18 protein-coding genes and 3 tRNA genes are annotated in these 15,112 nt (G+C 71.2%); 8 read left to right on the top strand and 13 right to left on the bottom strand.

The features are described from left to right. Positions 1 to 82 precede the first annotated feature (82 nt). Positions 83 to 1,048: a hypothetical protein gene (locus ELY19_RS12050; RefSeq protein WP_126196413.1), complete on the top strand. Its 966-nt coding sequence runs from the start codon at positions 83 to 85 to the stop codon at positions 1,046 to 1,048. A gap of 49 nt (positions 1,049 to 1,097) precedes the next feature. Here the strand turns inward: ELY19_RS12050 and ELY19_RS12045 are convergent, their stop codons facing one another. Continuing rightward, positions 1,098 to 1,379, bottom strand: coding sequence for a DUF2277 domain-containing protein (locus ELY19_RS12045; protein WP_126196412.1), 282 nt, complete (start codon positions 1,377 to 1,379; stop codon positions 1,098 to 1,100). A gap of 237 nt (positions 1,380 to 1,616) precedes the next feature. Beyond that, complete coding sequence (locus ELY19_RS12040) at positions 1,617 to 2,534, bottom strand: FAD-dependent oxidoreductase (protein ID WP_126196411.1); 918 nt, start codon at positions 2,532 to 2,534, stop codon at positions 1,617 to 1,619. A gap of 131 nt (positions 2,535 to 2,665) precedes the next feature. Here ELY19_RS12040 and ELY19_RS12035 point away from each other — a divergent pair, with 131 nt between their 5' ends. Further along, positions 2,666 to 3,262 (top strand): DUF1269 domain-containing protein, encoded by a 597-nt coding sequence (locus ELY19_RS12035; protein ID WP_126196410.1) that lies wholly within the window; start codon positions 2,666 to 2,668, stop codon positions 3,260 to 3,262. Positions 3,263 to 3,287: 25 nt separating this feature from the next. Beyond that, entirely contained in the window at positions 3,288 to 4,121 is an 834-nt protein-coding gene (locus tag ELY19_RS12030) for an acyl-[acyl-carrier-protein] thioesterase (RefSeq protein WP_126196409.1), read from the top strand. Between the two features lie 23 nt (positions 4,122 to 4,144). Here ELY19_RS12030 and fdhD read toward each other — a convergent pair whose 3' ends face one another. The 6 genes from fdhD to ELY19_RS12000 are packed head-to-tail and all read right to left on the bottom strand — an operon-like array spanning position 4,145 to position 10,078. Continuing rightward, the gene (gene fdhD, locus ELY19_RS12025; protein ID WP_126196408.1) at positions 4,145 to 4,975 is read right to left on the bottom strand and encodes a formate dehydrogenase accessory sulfurtransferase FdhD; all 831 of its coding nucleotides are present in this window, start codon (positions 4,973 to 4,975) and stop codon (positions 4,145 to 4,147) included. A 10-nt stretch (positions 4,976 to 4,985) separates the two neighbouring features. Continuing rightward, positions 4,986 to 5,771, bottom strand: a complete 786-nt coding sequence (locus tag ELY19_RS12020; RefSeq protein ID WP_126196407.1) for a MerR family transcriptional regulator — start codon at positions 5,769 to 5,771, stop codon at positions 4,986 to 4,988. A gap of 9 nt (positions 5,772 to 5,780) precedes the next feature. Continuing rightward, complete coding sequence (locus ELY19_RS12015) at positions 5,781 to 7,265, bottom strand: flavin-containing monooxygenase (protein WP_126196406.1); 1,485 nt, start codon at positions 7,263 to 7,265, stop codon at positions 5,781 to 5,783. A gap of 16 nt (positions 7,266 to 7,281) precedes the next feature. Then, complete coding sequence (locus ELY19_RS12010; protein ID WP_126196405.1) at positions 7,282 to 8,205, bottom strand: ferritin-like domain-containing protein; 924 nt, start codon at positions 8,203 to 8,205, stop codon at positions 7,282 to 7,284. A gap of 29 nt (positions 8,206 to 8,234) precedes the next feature. Then, positions 8,235 to 9,089, bottom strand: coding sequence for an SDR family NAD(P)-dependent oxidoreductase (locus ELY19_RS12005; RefSeq protein ID WP_197715894.1), 855 nt, complete (start codon positions 9,087 to 9,089; stop codon positions 8,235 to 8,237). Next, positions 9,089 to 10,078, bottom strand: a complete 990-nt coding sequence (locus ELY19_RS12000; protein WP_126196403.1) for an alpha/beta hydrolase — start codon at positions 10,076 to 10,078, stop codon at positions 9,089 to 9,091. Before ELY19_RS12000 ends, ELY19_RS12005 begins: the two co-directional genes overlap by 1 nt. 87 nt (positions 10,079 to 10,165) lie before the next feature. Here ELY19_RS12000 and ELY19_RS11995 point away from each other — a divergent pair, with 87 nt between their 5' ends. Both ELY19_RS11995 and ELY19_RS11990 read left to right on the top strand, forming a co-directional pair. Beyond that, positions 10,166 to 11,230, top strand: coding sequence for a ferredoxin--NADP reductase (locus ELY19_RS11995; protein WP_126196402.1), 1,065 nt, complete (start codon positions 10,166 to 10,168; stop codon positions 11,228 to 11,230). Between the two features lie 75 nt (positions 11,231 to 11,305). Beyond that, positions 11,306 to 11,875, top strand: coding sequence for a dihydrofolate reductase family protein (locus tag ELY19_RS11990; protein ID WP_126196401.1), 570 nt, complete (start codon positions 11,306 to 11,308; stop codon positions 11,873 to 11,875). Here the strand turns inward: ELY19_RS11990 and ELY19_RS11985 are convergent. From ELY19_RS11985 to ELY19_RS11965, 5 genes are all read right to left on the bottom strand, one after another. Next, positions 11,862 to 12,302 carry a DUF6264 family protein gene (locus tag ELY19_RS11985; RefSeq protein WP_126196400.1) on the bottom strand — a complete coding sequence of 147 codons (441 nt, stop codon included), beginning with the start codon at positions 12,300 to 12,302 and terminating at the stop codon, positions 11,862 to 11,864. The genes ELY19_RS11990 and ELY19_RS11985 overlap by 14 nt on opposite strands. A 163-nt stretch (positions 12,303 to 12,465) precedes the next feature. After that, positions 12,466 to 12,539, bottom strand: a tRNA-Phe gene (locus ELY19_RS11980). A gap of 46 nt (positions 12,540 to 12,585) precedes the next feature. After that, positions 12,586 to 12,662 (bottom strand) — tRNA-Asp (locus tag ELY19_RS11975). A gap of 25 nt (positions 12,663 to 12,687) precedes the next feature. Then, positions 12,688 to 12,760, bottom strand: a tRNA-Glu gene (locus ELY19_RS11970). Between the two features lie 162 nt (positions 12,761 to 12,922). After that, positions 12,923 to 13,774 carry a sigma-70 family RNA polymerase sigma factor gene (locus ELY19_RS11965; RefSeq protein ID WP_126196399.1) on the bottom strand — a complete coding sequence of 284 codons (852 nt, stop codon included), beginning with the start codon at positions 13,772 to 13,774 and terminating at the stop codon, positions 12,923 to 12,925. A 78-nt stretch (positions 13,775 to 13,852) separates the two neighbouring features. Between ELY19_RS11965 and ELY19_RS11960 the strand changes: the two genes are divergently transcribed. The 3 genes from ELY19_RS11960 to ELY19_RS11950 are packed head-to-tail and all read left to right on the top strand — an operon-like array spanning position 13,853 to position 15,094. Beyond that, complete coding sequence (locus ELY19_RS11960; protein WP_126196398.1) at positions 13,853 to 14,233, top strand: DoxX family protein; 381 nt, start codon at positions 13,853 to 13,855, stop codon at positions 14,231 to 14,233. Positions 14,234 to 14,273: 40 nt separating this feature from the next. After that, on the top strand, positions 14,274 to 14,603 hold the full coding sequence (locus tag ELY19_RS11955; protein WP_126196397.1) for an ArsR/SmtB family transcription factor: 330 nt from the start codon (positions 14,274 to 14,276) through the stop codon (positions 14,601 to 14,603). Next, a complete protein-coding gene (locus ELY19_RS11950) occupies positions 14,600 to 15,094 on the top strand; it encodes an SRPBCC family protein (RefSeq protein ID WP_126196396.1) in 495 nt (164 codons plus the stop codon). The genes ELY19_RS11955 and ELY19_RS11950 overlap by 4 nt, the downstream gene beginning before the upstream one ends. Positions 15,095 to 15,112 lie beyond the last annotated feature (18 nt).

The following is a 15,112-nucleotide window of genomic DNA, read 5'->3' as shown; positions in this document are numbered from 1 at the left end:
CCGTAGCAACGGTCGGGTCGAGCACCTTGCCCACTCGAGGCAGGACTGTGATTCACCTCACACCGCGAGTAGATTCGCAGCCATGCGCAGGCGGCTATCCCTCTCCCTGATAGCGGCGTTCGCGGTGTGCGCGACCGTCCCGGCCTTCGCGGCGACTCCTCCGCCGGGCGCGCTGCTGGGCGAGTTCGCCCAGAACCAGCTGGAGAACTGTGCCGCGATCTGCCCGTACGCGCTGCAGGGCGCGGTCCGCGTGCCGGCGGGCGTCCTCGCGGCGCCGGGCGCGGCTGTCCGCGCGGCCGGCGGCGGACCGCTCCGGGCGCTCGGTGCGGGCGCGGCGGAGGTGACGCGCCCCGCCGATGCCGCGATGACCGGCATCATCGGCAACGACCTCAATCAGGTGGTGCCGCGGTTCCAGAACGGGGTGATCATCGGGGTGCTCGACCTGATGCGGATCGGGCGTGGCACGGGCTCGGTCGGGGCACTGCGCACCGACCTGCTCGCCGCGTTGCAGCAGCCGCTACCGCCGGTGGCGCCGACCCCGCCACCGCTCACGACGCCCCCTCCCTTCGGTATCACGCCGGCGCCGCAGGGTCCGGTGGAGACGGCGGTGGTGCACGGCACGAACGCGTTCTTCGCCGCAGCCTTCTTCGTGCCGGAACTGTCGCTGCTCGGGGCGACGCAGACCGCGAACGCCGCGGCCGCGGACCTCGCTGCCACCGGGGATCCCGTCTCCGCGGTTCGGGCGGGGCTGGGTGCGGCCGGTGCCGTCGTGGCGGAGAACGGGCGAATCCTGACCGAGGCACTGACGCCGCCGTCGACGGCGTCCGCGGCCGAGCGTCCGGCGGGCGAGACAGTGGCGAGCGGCGGGCCATCCACCGGTACTGCGGCCCCCGACGGTCCCACGGGTTCGGGCGGCGAGGGTTCGGACGGAACCTCCGGCAGGGACGGCCCGGGCACCGCCCCGGAAGCAGGCCCGAGCGCCACCGTCGACGAGGGCGCTCCGCCCCGGGCGGGAGCCGACGACGACGTCGCTGCGGTCGGGGACTGAGCGAACGGACATCGGTCCCGACGGGGTCTCGCGGCGCCGGGCCGGGGGGTCATGCCCCGCGGGCGGCCCTGGCCTCGATCCGCGCCCGGACCTCGGGACGGCGCAGCGGCGGCACCGTCTTCGGCGGCTGGCGGCGCGCGGGTAGCGCGTCGAGCAGTTCCTCCGTGGCTGCGGTGACCTTCGCGACGGCCTTCTCGAAGGCGTCGCGGTTGGCGTCGCTGAGTTTCTGGATCCCGGAGACCTTGCGCACGTACTGGCGCGCGGCGGCCTCGATCTCCTCGTCGGTGGCGGCGGGCTCGAGCCCGCGCAGTTCAGTGATGTTCCGGCACATACTTCGACGGTAGTCCCGCCGCGGCTGGATCGCTGCCGCATGGGAGAGGTGCGGGCTACCGCAAAGGATCACGGGCCGCAACCGGCGCGGCGCGGAGGGACATCGGCGCGGCGGCGCGCGTGCCGGTAGTGGGTTGGAGCGCGTCATCGCTCGGCGGTACGAACGCCGGCTCGCCGGTGGCATCGGCGCCAGTACGTTTCTCCCGCTTCGCTTCCCGTGCGCCCGCTCGGGCGGCGCTCACGGGACGAGTGCGACCACCTCGTCTGCGCATCCCCAGCTGAGCGTGACCCCGGCACCGCCGTGCCCGTAGCAGTGGATCACGTCGCCCTCCCGTTCGAGCCGCACCGTCGGGCGGGAGGGCCGCAGGCCGATGTTGTGGCCGAGCACGCGGGCCTCCGCGAGCTCCGGGACGAGGGCGCGGGCCCGCGCGACGATGGCCCCGGCGGTGGCGGGGTCGACCGTGAGGTCCTCGGCGCCGTGGTCCTCGGTCCCGCCGACCACGACGTCGCGCGAGCGCGGGACGACGTACGTGGTGACGCCGGTGTCGAGCGCGGAGTCGTCGATCCACCACCGGTCCACGCCGACCTGCTCGAGGTAGACCACCTGTCCACGAACGGGTTCCATGGCGGCGTCGCCGACGAACTCGCGCGCGCCCAGCCCGGTCGCGTTGACGACGGTGCCGTCGAGCTCGGCGAGGGAGGCGACGTCCCGCTGTTCGACGGTGCCGCCCAGCTCCCGGACCCGGCCGGCGAGCCACGGCAGGTAGACGGGCATCTCGATGACGGGCGAGACGAAGCTCCAGCCCTCGGCGTAGCCGGGGCGCGGCGCGTCGACCCGCTCCACCGACGGCACGGCGGAGGTCCACCACGGCTCCGGGACCGGCTCGCGGAAGATCTCCGTCCCCGGCGTCATGACCACCCCGTCGGCACCGTGCGCGGCGAGGGCGGTGAACTCGGCGAGCGTCGCGGCGGACCAGCCCGTCACCCGGTCGCGGGGCTCGGCAAGGTAGGGGTACCAGACGGCGGCGGCCACGGCGGAGGTGATATCGGGCGTGAGCGCCCGCCCGTACACGCGCACGTCGTGGCCCGCCTCGAGCAGGCGCACCGCGCACGACAGTCCGATCACACCGGCACCGACGATCGTCACCTCAGCCATGGCCTACACCCTGTCATGCGCGGCGCCCGGCGCGGTGGGCGTTCCGCGTTGTCCCCGCCTGTTCACGATCGCAGCGTAGGCTTTGCGAAGGCACCACCCGTACGAATCACCCACTGATACAAGGAACTGCCATGAGCGAATACGTCGCCGTCATCTCCCTGCCCACCCGCGCCGCCACCTACGAGGAGTACTCGGAGCTCAAGAACACCGCGGACACCTACGGCGTCATCTCGTCGGCGCTGGTCGAGCGCAACGCGGACGGCACCTACGACATCCCCGAGACGACCGACGGTACGACGGGCACCGGCACGCTGAGCGGTTCGCTCATCGGCATGCTCGTGGGCGTGCTGGGCGGTCCGGTCGGCATGCTGCTGGGCATGTCGGTGGGCACGGCGACCGGGGCGCTCGTGGACGCGAGCAACCTCGACGACAGCGACGACGTGATCTCCCTGTTCGCGCAGCAGCTCCCGCCCGGCAACAACGCGATCATCGTGCAGACCGAGGAGCCCACGACCGACGCCCTCGATGCGCAGGTCGCGCGGGCCGGCGGCCGCATCGCGCGACGCCCGCTCGACGAGGTGCTCAGCGAGCTCGAGGCGCAGCAGGACGCCGCGGACGCGGCGGCGAAGGCCGCCCGCAAGGCCGCGCACGAGCAGAAGAAGCAGGAGCGCCACGAGAAGAACGAGGATCGGATCAACGCGCTGAAGGCCAAGTTCCAGCGCGACTGATCGCCCGTCTCGTTAGGCTCGCCATGTGAGCGACTACGAGTTCCTGCAGGCAGCGCCGCCCGGTCCCTCCTTCGAGAGGAGCTGGCCCGTCCGCACGGGCGATGTCGATCCCGAGCGGCGGGTCCGGCTCGACGCGGTCGCGCGCTACCTGCAGGACATGGCGAACGACGAGATGTTCCACCGCGGGTTCGACGCCACCGACCCGTACTGGCTCGTGCGGCGCAGCATCGTCGACGTGCACGAGCCGCTGCACTGGCCGTCGGACGTGACGCTGCTGCGCTGGTGCGAGTCCACCAGCTCGCGCTGGTGCAACATGCGGATCACCTTGCGCGGCAGCGCCGGCGGCCACGTCGAGACCGAGGCGTTCTGGATCCGGTTCAGCGCGGACACGGGAATGCCGACCCATATCAGCGACGGCGGCATGGAGTACCTGCAGCAGTACGTCACCGAGACGCGCCTGCGGTGGAAGGCCCTCAACACCGCGACGCCGCCGGAGCCGTCGGAGAGCGACTACACCGTGAAGCTGCGCGCCACCGACTTCGACCCGTACCAACACCTCAACAACGCCGCGTACCTGCAGCTCGTCGAGGACGACCTCAACGGCGATCCGCTGCTGGCGGCGCCGCACCGCGCGATCATCGAGTACCTCGCGCCGATCCCGCTGGGCTCCAGCGTGCAGGTGCGGTCCGAGCGCGACGACACCGGCTACCGGCAGTGGCTGTACCTCCTCGACGCCGACGGCGCGCCCGCGCGCAAGCCCGCGTCCGCCGTCTCCGTCGTACCGCTCCCCGGGGAGCCGTTCGCGCCGCCCGCGCCGTGGCCGCCGGAGCAGGTGGACCGGATCGAGTGGCGCGTCTGACGCAGCGCACCGCCGAGGGGGGCTCAGCGCACCCGGTGGGTCGCCGTGTAGGCGTTCAAGTGGTCGCCGCGGACGAAGCCGAGCAGCGTGAGTCCGGCCTCGTCGGCGAGCTCCACCGCGAGGGAGGACGGCGCCGATACGGCGGACAGCACCGGGATCCCGGCCATGACGGCCTTCTGGACCAGCTCGAAGCTGGCGCGTCCGGACACCTGGAGCACCGTGCCGCGCAGCGGCAACCGTCCCTGCAGGAGCGCCCAGCCGATCGCCTTGTCGACGGCGTTGTGCCGCCCCACGTCCTCGCGCAGCACGAGAAGCTCGCCCGTCGCACCGTCGAACAGCCCGGCCGCGTGCAGGCCCCCCGTCTTCTCGAAGACGGCCTGCCCGGCGCGCAGCCGCTCCGGCAGCGCCACCACCTGCTCGGGCGCGACGGTGACCGGGTCCTCACGGACGTCGAACCGGGACACCGTGCGCACCGCGTCGATGCTGGCCTTGCCGCACATCCCGCACGAGCTGGTGGTGTAGAAGGCGCGCGCCACCTCGGGCGACGGCGGGTGGACTCCGGGGGCGAGGGCCACGTCGAGCACGTTGTACTCGTTGATCTCCCCGCCGGTGCCGGGGCCGCCGCAATGGATCGCGGAGCGGAACTCCTCGGCCGCGGCGATCACCCCCTCGGAGACGAGGAAGCCGGCGGCCAGTTCCACGTCGTGGCCGGGAGTGCGCATGGTGACCGCCAGCGGTACACCGGCGACCCGGATCTCCAGCGGTTCCTCGGCGGCCAGGGTGTCGATCCGGCGCATGGGATCGCTTCCGACGGTGATCTTCTCCACCGCACGCCGCACCGTGATCCGTCCCATGCGCCCGACGTTACACCGCGGTGTGCGGCTCCCCGCCGGGCTCTGGAGCGGCACCCTCGGCGTCGGCGCGATCGCCGGCGGCGACCTTGTGGGCCCGCAACTCCTGGTCGAGTGCGGCGTCGAGCGCCCGGTCGAGCGCGGCGTGCGCGTTCTCCGTGCCCGCGCGCCGCATCGCGCCGAGCAGCCCCACCGCCCAGGCCACGTCCTCGTCGGAGGCGGGCAACCAGCCGGGCCCGCGCCGCCGGTCGACCTCGTCGTGCGCGGCGGTCATGAGGATCTCGGCGGCCTCGTTCATCTTCGCGACGAACCGCTGCTGGACGTCCACGAGGACGGCGAGGTCCATGCCCTTGTCCACCAGCCGCCCGAGGTTCGGCACGATGTTCGGGTCGGCGGCCTCGTACCGATCGGGGTCGTCGGTCTCGGCCAGCACACCGGCGTCGATGAGCGACGCGAGCGCGGCGTCGTCGAGCGGGCCGAGCCGTGCCTCGAGCTCCTCCCGGTCCAGGACGGGCCGTTTCGCGGACGCCCAGGGCTCGTCGAGGATCTCGTTGAGGTCGAGAGCGTCGCCGATCCGGGCACCGGGGTTGGTGAGGAAGGTCGCGATGTGCCCCAGATTGAAGCCGTTGCTGAGCAGCTTGTTGATGGCCAGCAGGCTCCGCAGGTGCTTCTCGGTGTAGATCGCGACCCGGCCGCGGCGCAGCGGCTGCGGCAGCAAGCCGCGCTCCTGGTAGCCCCTGATGTTGCGGGTCGTGGTCCCGGACACCCGCGCCAGGTCGTCGATCCGGTACTCCGTCATGCCCGCATGCTATCCGGCCGCGACCGCCGCTCCCGCCTCCTCGTGCACCAGGATGCGGTAGTCCCGCAGATCGACCGTGCGCAACTGGCCGACGTACTGCGAGGCGAACCCCGGGTACATGGTGGCGTTGAAGCCGTCGTCGGTGAGGTACCAGCTGCTGCACCCGGAGTTCCAGGTGGTCGCGGTGAGCCTGCGCTGGATGTCGCGGTTGTACTCCTCCTGGACGTCGGCGCGCACGTCGAGCGCCTTCCAGCCGTTGCGCAGCAGCTGGGCGATCGCGTCGGTGATGTAGTCGATCTGCGCCTCCATGTACACGAGCGCGGAACTGTGGCCCGGGCCGGAGTTGGGGCCGAAGGTGACGTACAGGTTGGGGTAGCCGGAAACGGCCACGCTGCGGTAGGCGTAGGCGCCGCCGCTCCACTCGTCGGCGAGGACCCGGCCGTCGAGCCCGGTGACGGGGACCGGCGAGCCGGTCTTGGACACGTCGAAGCCGGTGGCGAAGACGATGCAGTCGAACCGGTGCTCCACTCCCTCGACGGTGCGGATCCCCTGCGGTGCGATGCGCGCAATGGGCCACGTGACGAGCTTGCAGTTCTCGCGCTGCAGTGCCGGGTAGTAGTCGCTGGTCATCAGCAGCCGCTTGCAGCCGGCCGCGAAGTCGGGGGTGAGTTGGCGGCGCAGCCACGGGTCGCGCACCTGCAGTCGCAGGTGCAGCTTGCTCACCGCCTTCACCACACGCGTCAGGGGCGTGTTCCACACGACGCCGAGGGCGACGGACTCGTGCCCCCAGAACCACAGGGCCCGGGCGAGCTGCTGCGCGCCGGGGATCGAGCGGTACAGCCCCTTGGTGAATTCGCCCGTCTCGGTGTTGATCCGGGGCAGCACCCATCCCGGGGTGCGCTGGAACACCTTGACCGAGGCGGCCGTCTTCACCAGCTCGGGCACGATCTGCACGGCGCTGGCACCGGTGCCGACGACGGCCACCCGCTTGCCGGTGAAGTCGTAGTCGTGATCCCATCGGGCGCTGTGGATCTTGTGTCCCTCGTAGTCCTCGATGCCGCGGATCGCGGGGAACGAGGCGTTCGCGAGGGGACCCGACGCGAGGATGACGGTGCGGGCGCGGAGCGGCTCACGGCCGTCGACGGCGATGGTCCACTCCCCCGCGCCGGCGTCGTACTCGAGTCCGGTCACGGTGTGCTCGAACCGGATGCGGGGGCCGACGCCCGAGGTCTCCACCATCCGCTCGATGTAGGAGAGGATCTCGGCGCTGCCGGAGTACGTGTGCGACCAGTCGGGGTTCGGCGCGAAGCTGTACGAGTACAGCCGTGACGGGATGTCGCAGGCGGCGCCGGGGTACGTGTTGTCGCGCCAGGTGCCGCCGACGCGGGTATCGCGCTCGAGGATCACGAAATCGTCGATCCCCTTGTCGCGGAGTCGGATGGCGGCGCCGATACCGGCGAAGCCGGCGCCGATGATGGCTACGGAGAGGGTCATGGCTGAGGTGTCCTCGTCAGGCGGTGGGCTCGTAGGTCAGTTCCTGCGACCAGGTGGGGGTCCGGTGCACCAGGGGGAAGGGGATCAGGGAGGTCGCCTTCACCAGCGCGTCGGCGGGAACGTGGTAGAGCTTGTTGCCCCGGTCGATCACCCGGCTGCCGTGCCAGGCCACGACGCGGAACATCGGGAGCCGCTTGATGTACTCGCTGCGGTCACCGGCAGCGCGGTAGCGCTTCATGGCACCGTACAGCCGCTCCTCGTCGACGCCCATGTCCACGATGTTGTCGCGCATCTTGTTCAGGAGCGGGACGTAGCTGAGGAAGCCGATGAGCAGCGAGGGCTTGACCCAGCCGCCGACGAAGTCGATGGTGCGCTTGCGGAGGTCGGCGTGGCCGAGCATGTCCATGACCTCGAAGTCCACCGCGAGGTGTCGGGACTCGTCCGCGTTGATGCGCTTGAACACCTCCTGGGCGATCGGGTCCTTCACCTCGTCGGTGATGAACTTGATCAGGGCGCCGTCGAGGGCGACCTCGAGCATCGGGATGACGGTGCCGAGGAAGGAGAGCGACATGCCGTCGGAGTACTGGTCGAGCCAGTTGATCACCAACTGCACGTTGATGTTCGGCGACGGGATCTCGTCGCCGTCGAGCATGCCCCAGCGGCGCATGAGCGCGAGCTCGGCGTTGGCGTGCTTCTGCTCCTCCGCGTGGAAGTGCTCGTAGATGCTCTTGAGGGTCGGGGTCGGCGCCTTGCGCGCCATCGCGGCGAAGCCACGGGCGCCCACGTTCTCGATCCACATCAGGTCGGAGAGGAAGGGCTTGAGCTTGGCGTGCAGGTCCGGGTCGATGAGTTCGGCGCCCGGCGCCTCCCAGTCGATGTCGGCGAGGGCCCACTGCCGGTCCTTGATCATCTGGAGCATGCTGTCGAGGTCCATGGCCATGGCGGAGTTCCTTTCGGGGAGTGCTGCGTTCAGGAGGCGGGCAGGAGCCGGTTGATGAGGCCCAGGCCGCGGGCGTAGGGCGTCGGGAAGTGGCGCTTGAGGTGCCAGATCACGTTCGCGTCGAGCTGCGGCACCACGTAGAGGCGACCGAGGTCGAGCGCGTCGAGGGTCTGCGCGGCGACGCCGGCGGGCGAGACCCCGGTGAGCTTCATCAGGGTGCCGGCGAGGTTCTTGCTGCCCTCGGTGATCCGTCCGTCGCGCGCGACGTTGGTCTTGACGAAGGTGGGGCACAGTACCGTCACGTTCACGCCGGTGCCGGCGAGCTCGGCGGCGAGGGTCTCCGACAGGGACATGACCCCGGCCTTGGAGACGTTGTACGGCCCCATCGACGGGGCGGCTGCGAACCCGGCGGCCGAGGCGACGTTGATGATGCCGCCGCGCCCGGCCTCACGGAGCATCGGCGCGAACAGCTCGCAGCCGTGCACCACGCCCCACAGGTTGATGCCGAGGGCCCAGTTCCAGTCGTCGAGCCCGATGTCACCCACGGGGCGGCCGCCGATCCCGACGCCGGCGTTGTTGATCACCAGGGTGGGCGGGCCGTCGAAGACGGTGCGCACGAACGCCGCGAGGTTCTCGACCGCTGCGCGGTCGGCCACGTCGACGACGGCGGCGTGCGCCGTTCCGCCGCGGGCCTCGATCAGAGCGACGGTCTCCTTCGCGCGGCCCTCGTCGATGTCGGCGCAGACGATCTCGCCGCCGCGACGGGCGAGTTCGAGCGCGAACGCGCGGCCGATGCCGCTGCCGGCGCCGGTCACGACGGCCTTGGCGTCGGCGGTGAGGGGATCGCGGACGAGGTTGTGCAGGAGTCGGTCGATACCGAACATCAGGAGGCCTCCGAATCGGTACGGGTAGTGACGGCAGGAGCGTTGTCGAGCCCCGCCAGGAAGTCGCGCGCCCGGAGGAGCGCGGCATCGGCCTCCGGCGCGAGTCGGGGCAGGGCTTGGAAGACGTGCATGAGGCCGGGCCAGATCTCGAGCGTGCTCGTGCCGCCGTGGCCACGGAGCTCCGCGTCGAGGTGGCGTGCGTCGGCGGACAGCATCTCGGCGCCGCCGGCCTGGATGAGGAAGGGTGGCAGGCGGTCCGATCGCCGGAAGTCCAGCCGCAGGCGCGGGTGCGCCGGGTCGATCCCCACGGTGTAGAGGTCGACGAGGCGCTTCGCCGCGGCCGCGGAGATGGCCGGATCGCGACGGACCCGTTCCTGCTGCGCCGCGAGGGCGAAGGTGAGGTCGATGAGCGGGGAGAAGAGGACGGCCGCGGCGGGTTGCGGGCGATCGGTGGCCGCGCGCTGCAGCAGCAGGTCGCAGATGAGGTGGCCGCCCGCCGAGTCACCCGCGATCACCACGTCCTCGGCCGCGTATCCCTGGGTGAGCAGCCAGTCCCAGCCCGCGGCGACGTCGCCGGCCGCGGTCGGGAACGGATGTTCGGGCGCGAGCCGGTAGTCGACCACGAAGACCTGTAGGCCAGTGGTGGCCGACAGGCGCGCGGCCAGGCTGCGATGCGTGCGGGCCGAGCAGATCGCGTACGCACTGCCGTGCACGTAGTAGATCGCTCGTCGGCCGTACGTGACGCCGGGACCGAGAACCCAGTCACCGCGCACCGGCGCGCGGACTCCGGTGACGGCGGTTCCCGGCGGGGTCGAGCCGAGGGCGCCCATGATCGTGGCGACGAGGCCGCGGGCGATGCGGATCCCGGGAGTGTTCATGGGAATGAGACCGCTCACCGTCCCGAGCCCGCAGCGGGTGAGGGCGGCGGCGACGTCGGACCGCGTGGTCGAGTCCGACGGGACCGGCGGCGCCGGCGTCGTTGTTCGCATGACTTTCACACCACCAGCAATTGTGCCATTTGTCAATGGCACAGTTTGCGCGGTAGCGTCCGGGTTCCCGACGAAGGAGCAGAGATCGTGGATTCACCGACCGCCGCGCAGTCGCATCCGCTCGAGGTCATCGACGTGATCGAGGAGACCCGCGACGCGGTCTCCCTGGTCTTCGCGCGCCCCGCCGGGAATCGCTTCGACTACCGACCCGGGCAGTTCCTGACGGTGCGGGTGCCGGGCACACCGGAGGACGGCACCAGCTGGGCGCCGCGCTGCTACTCGCTCTCCAGCACCCCCGGTCTCGACGAGCACCTGCAGGTCACCGTCAAGCGCACCGTCGGTGGCTACGCCTCGAACTGGTTGTGCGACAACGCGAAGCCCGGGATGATCCTCGATTCCCTGCCGCCCGGCGGGCGATTCACCGTGCGCGACGCCCCCGACCGGCTCGTGTTGTTCGCCGCCGGCAGCGGCATCACGCCGGTGATCTCCATCCTCCGCGCAGCCCTCGCGGAGTCCGCCGCGCCGGTGGACCTCGTGTACGCGAATCGCGACCGCGACGCGATCATCTTCGAGGCCGCGCTCACCGGCCTCGCCGACGCCCATGGTGACCGGCTGCAGGTGATCCACTGGCTCGAGTCCGAGCGCGGCCTGCCCGACGCCGCGTCGCTCGCCGCACTGCTGCCCACCCCGACCGGGGCGACGTCGGCGTACCTCTGCGGCCCGGCCGCGTTCATGGACAACGCGGCCGCGGCCGCCGCCGCAGCCGGGATCGACGGTGCGCGCATCCACCGCGAGGCCTTCTCCTCTCTCACCGGCGACCCCTTCGCCGGCCTGCCCGGCGCGCCCGCCCCGTCCGGCGGCCGGGCGCCGTCGGAGGGTGCCGCGACCGTCACCGTCGACCTGAACGGCGAGAGCACCGTCCTCGCCTGGCCCCGCGACCAGGTACTGCTCGACGCGCTCCTGGACCGGGGCCTCGACGCGCCCTACGTGTGCCGCGAGGGCAACTGCGGCGGCTGCGCCTTCACGCTGCGCCGCGGCGAGGTACACATGCTGGTCAACGACACCCTGGACGACTACGAGCTCGGCAACGGCGTCCGCCTCGCCTGCCAATCGCTGCCCCGCGCGGACGAGCTGGAGGTCGGGTTCGACTGACCGATGAGTTCCGGGCGCCGGCGGAGTCTCCATTCATAGGTGCCGCACGCGGCGGCGCCCGGAGAGGAGACGACCATGCGGACGCTCGCGATCACGCAGAACATCACCCTGGACGGGCGGGTGGAGATGCTCGGAGACTGGTTCGACCCCACGGACCAGACGCCCGACCTGCTCGCCGAGGTGCATCGCCAGGACGCGACCTGCGACGCCGTGCTGCTCGGCCGGCGGACCTTCGAGGACTTCCGGGGGTACTGGCCCGAACAGACCGACGACGCCACCGGGATCACCGACCAGCTGAACACCGTCGCGAAGTACGTGGTGAGCACGAACCTCACCGATCCGGGATGGCGGAACTCCGTCGTCCTGAGCGGGGACCCGATCGCCGAGGTCGCCGCCCTCAAGGAGCGCCCCGGCGGCGACATCGTGGCCACCGGCAGCATCGCGCTGTGCCACGCGCTGATCGCCGCCGGATTGGTGGACGAGTTCCGCCTGTTCGTCTACCCCGCGGTGCAGGGGCGGGGGCGAGGACTGTTCCCCGAGGGGCACGAGCTCCCGCGGCTCGAGCTGCTCGGCTCGCTCGCGTTCAGCAACGGCGTCGTCGGCGTGCGGTACCGCCCGCATCGGCAGGCGCCTACGCCGGGCTGACGCCGCTGAGTTGATGCATCGCCGCGAGGAACAGCCCTACCTGAACGGCTCCACCCAGGAGCGGGAGCCAGAACGCCGGCGTTCGCCGCACCAGGAGCACGACGGCGACGACGAGCGTCACGAGGAAGACGACGCCACCGACGAGATCGTTGAGCACGTAGGCGGCGGAGAGCTTGTCGTAGTCGCAGTCGCTCGCGCCGCACGAGTCCGTCGCCATCACCCAGAAGACGCTGAAGTACAGGAGTCCGAGCAGGGCGACGCCGTAGAGCGTGAACAGCACGATCGTCGCGATCATGTCGACGATGCGCCACGTCGGCCACCGCGTCGGCGTGTACGGCGCCGCCGGCGGCCTCGGGGCCGGATACCACGGTGGAACCGGCTGCCCGACCGGGCCTCCTGCGGCGTAGCCGCTCAGATTCTCCCTCATACGTCGATCATGGCCCGCCGAATCCGCAGGCGGATCCGTAGCAGCGCGCGTGCCGACCAGGGGCAACTACTCACCCGACCGCCGCACGCCCTGGGGGCCGAACGGGGGACCGACATCGCTCCAGAAAGCAGAAGAACCACCTGTTACCAGGTGGTTCATCTTGTGGCCAGGGCCGGGATCGAACCGGCGACCTTCCGCTTTTCAGGCGGACGCTCGTACCAACTGAGCTACCTGGCCGTCCGGTGCCGGCTGTACCGTCACCGCCGAGTTCCTCGAACTCGGATGGCGACCCTGACGGGACTCGAACCCGCGACCTCCGCCGTGACAGGGCGGCGCGCTAACCAACTGCGCCACAGGGCCATATGCAATTTTTCGTCTTGCGACGTACCCCCTACGGGATTCGAACCCGCGCTACCGCCTTGAAAGGGCGGCGTCCTAGGCCACTAAACGAAGGGGGCTCGCATCGGGCGACTCGAAGCCGCTCTCCGCACCGCTTCCGTGTTCCGTTGGGAGCTGGGATAGCTTATGGCACATTCCACCCAGTTCCCAAATCGCCAGGTCACAGGGTGGAAATCGGCCCCGAACGCACTGCTCCGGTGAACAGCACCTGAACTCCGCGGTCACCGCGAAGGCAGGTCCATCCGGGCCAGGCGCGCCGGGTCGACGATGGAGACCACGTCGACGATCCGTCCGCCGACCACCGTGCACGCCATGAGCGCCACCGGCTTCCCCGTGGGCCCCCAGGCCAGGATGCCGGGCGCCCCGTTCACACTGACGCGACGCGCCTCGATCCGGCTCGGATCACCCCGCCGCACGGCCTCGAGCACCGCATTCGCGCCGATCGTGACCACCTCGCCGCGGGGAGTACGCCGGGTCCAGGTGAGGTCGGGGTCGAGCACCGCCAGCAGCGCCTCGAAGTCGCCGCGCCTCGCCGCGGCGAGGAAGGCGTCGACGACCGCCCGTTGTTCCCGTCGCTCCACCATCGGCCGGGGCCCGCCCTGCACCCGGCGGCGGGCTCGGCTCGCCGCCATCTTCGCGGCATCGGGCGATCGACCGACGATGGCGCCGACCTCGGCGAACGGCACCGCGAACAGGTCGTGCAGGACGAACGCGAGACGTTCCTCGGGCCCCAGGGAATCGAGGACCACCAGTAGCGCCAGCCCGACGGTGTCCGCGGCGACCGCGACGTCCTCGGGCCCGTCGCCCTCGGTCACCACCGGATCGGCGTCGTCGAAGTCCGTCTCGGGGTGCGCGGTACGGGACCGCAGGACGTCGATGCAGATGCGTCCGACCACTCGCGTGAGCCATCCCCCCAGGTTCGCGATCGGCGCACCGTCGTACCGGTCGAGCCGCAGCCAGGCCTCCTGGACCGCGTCCTCGGCGTCCGCCCGGGACCCGAGGGCACGCGTGGCCACCGCGATCAGGCGCGGCCTGTGCTGCTCGAACTGCTCCGTACGCGTCGTGCGATCCATCGTCGTTACCTTTCGTCGCGGTGATCCGTCAGACCTGTGACGAGCCCGCACGGGCGAAGGTAACGAAAGGACACCGCCATGAACACCGCACTGTGGATCATCACCACCGTCCTGGCCCTCGGCTTCACCGCCGGCGGCCTGGCCCTGCTCACACTCCCCCGCGATCGGTACCGGGCGCTGGGGGCGAACCAGCACTGGGTCGACGACTTCGGCGACGGCCAGCTGAAGGCGATCGGCGCGATCAAGCTGACCGGCGCGCTCGGGCTGATCCTGCCGGCGGTCAGCGGCATCGCGACGGTGCTCACCCCCCTGGCCGCGTGCGGGCTCGCGCTGTTCATGTCGGGCGCCGCCACCACGCGGTTGCGTCGCAGCGAGTGGGCGTACCTGGCCGGTGACGTGGTGTTCATCGCCGCGTTCGCGTTCCTCGCGTGGGGCCGGTTCGCGCTGTCTCCCCTCTGACCCGTTGACAGCATGATGCGTAAGCAGTAACTTACGTATTGTGTCCGTCGCAGCCGACCCCTGGTCCGCCCTCGCCGACCCCACCCGGCGAACGGTCTTCGCCCGCGTCGCCGCGGGGCCCTGTTCGGTCACCGAGATCGCGCGGGACCTCCCGGTCAGCCGGCCCGCCGTCTCGCAGCACCTGCGCGTCCTCCTCGACGCGCAGTTGGTCGACGTCCGCAAGCAGGGACGCGAGCGCGTCTACCGTCCGCGTCCCGACGGGCTGGCCGCGATGCGCCGGGAGCTCGAGGGCTACTGGACGCAGACGCTGACCACGTTCAAGCACCTGGCCGAACGGGCCTACGCCGAAGAAGGGAACCCACCGTCATGAGCACCACCTCGCCCGACAGCACCGCCCTGCACGTCGCCATCACCGTCGACGTGCCGGTCGACTTCGCGTATCGCGTTTTCACCGAGCGCTTCGACGAGATCAAGCCACGCGAACACAACATGCTCACCGCGCCCATCGAGCGGACCGTGCTCGAGCCTTACGTGGGCGGCACCGTCTACGACGTGGGGACGGACGGGTCGGTCTGCACCTGGGCGCGCGTCCTCGCCTGCGACCCGCCGCACGCGCTGACGATCAGCTGGGACATCAGCCCGCAGTGGCGGATCGAGACCGACCCCGCACGGACCAGCGAGGTGGAGATCCGGTTCGTCGCCGAGACACCGGCGCGCACCCGCGTCGAGATCGACCACCGTCACCTCGACCGCCACGGCGAGGGCTGGGAGCAGGCGTCCGCCGGCATCGGCGGCGCGAACGGGTGGCCGCTGTACCTGGACCGCTTCCGCGCGGTCGCCGAGGGCGCGTCCACGCCGTAGGCGGCGGCCCGTGCCTCA

Origin of the sequence: Tsukamurella paurometabola (genome assembly GCF_900631615.1) — a bacterium.
In the GTDB taxonomy this organism is placed as follows: Bacteria; Actinomycetota; Actinomycetes; order Mycobacteriales; family Mycobacteriaceae; genus Tsukamurella; species Tsukamurella paurometabola_A.
This window is presented reverse-complemented; position numbering and strand designations above follow the sequence as displayed.

What these genes read in the sequence shown, in the direction of transcription:
- ELY19_RS12050 (WP_126196413.1), top strand. Translation starts at nt 83, where the DNA reads ATGCGCAGGCGGCTATCCCTCTCCCTGATAGCGGCGTTCGCGGTGTGC.
- ELY19_RS12045 (WP_126196412.1), bottom strand. Translation starts at nt 1,379, where the DNA reads ATGTGCCGGAACATCACTGAACTGCGCGGGCTCGAGCCCGCCGCCACC.
- ELY19_RS12040 (WP_126196411.1), bottom strand. Translation starts at nt 2,534, where the DNA reads ATGGCTGAGGTGACGATCGTCGGTGCCGGTGTGATCGGACTGTCGTGC.
- ELY19_RS12035 (WP_126196410.1), top strand. Translation starts at nt 2,666, where the DNA reads ATGAGCGAATACGTCGCCGTCATCTCCCTGCCCACCCGCGCCGCCACC.
- fdhD (WP_126196408.1), bottom strand. Translation starts at nt 4,975, where the DNA reads ATGGGACGGATCACGGTGCGGCGTGCGGTGGAGAAGATCACCGTCGGA.
- ELY19_RS12020 (WP_126196407.1), bottom strand. Translation starts at nt 5,771, where the DNA reads ATGACGGAGTACCGGATCGACGACCTGGCGCGGGTGTCCGGGACCACG.
- ELY19_RS12015 (WP_126196406.1), bottom strand. Translation starts at nt 7,265, where the DNA reads ATGACCCTCTCCGTAGCCATCATCGGCGCCGGCTTCGCCGGTATCGGC.
- ELY19_RS12010 (WP_126196405.1), bottom strand. Translation starts at nt 8,205, where the DNA reads ATGGCCATGGACCTCGACAGCATGCTCCAGATGATCAAGGACCGGCAG.
- ELY19_RS12005 (WP_197715894.1), bottom strand. Translation starts at nt 9,089, where the DNA reads ATGTTCGGTATCGACCGACTCCTGCACAACCTCGTCCGCGATCCCCTC.
- ELY19_RS12000 (WP_126196403.1), bottom strand. Translation starts at nt 10,078, where the DNA reads ATGCGAACAACGACGCCGGCGCCGCCGGTCCCGTCGGACTCGACCACG.
- ELY19_RS11990 (WP_126196401.1), top strand. Translation starts at nt 11,306, where the DNA reads ATGCGGACGCTCGCGATCACGCAGAACATCACCCTGGACGGGCGGGTG.
- ELY19_RS11985 (WP_126196400.1), bottom strand. Translation starts at nt 12,302, where the DNA reads ATGAGGGAGAATCTGAGCGGCTACGCCGCAGGAGGCCCGGTCGGGCAG.
- ELY19_RS11965 (WP_126196399.1), bottom strand. Translation starts at nt 13,774, where the DNA reads ATGGATCGCACGACGCGTACGGAGCAGTTCGAGCAGCACAGGCCGCGC.
- ELY19_RS11960 (WP_126196398.1), top strand. Translation starts at nt 13,853, where the DNA reads ATGAACACCGCACTGTGGATCATCACCACCGTCCTGGCCCTCGGCTTC.
- ELY19_RS11950 (WP_126196396.1), top strand. Translation starts at nt 14,600, where the DNA reads ATGAGCACCACCTCGCCCGACAGCACCGCCCTGCACGTCGCCATCACC.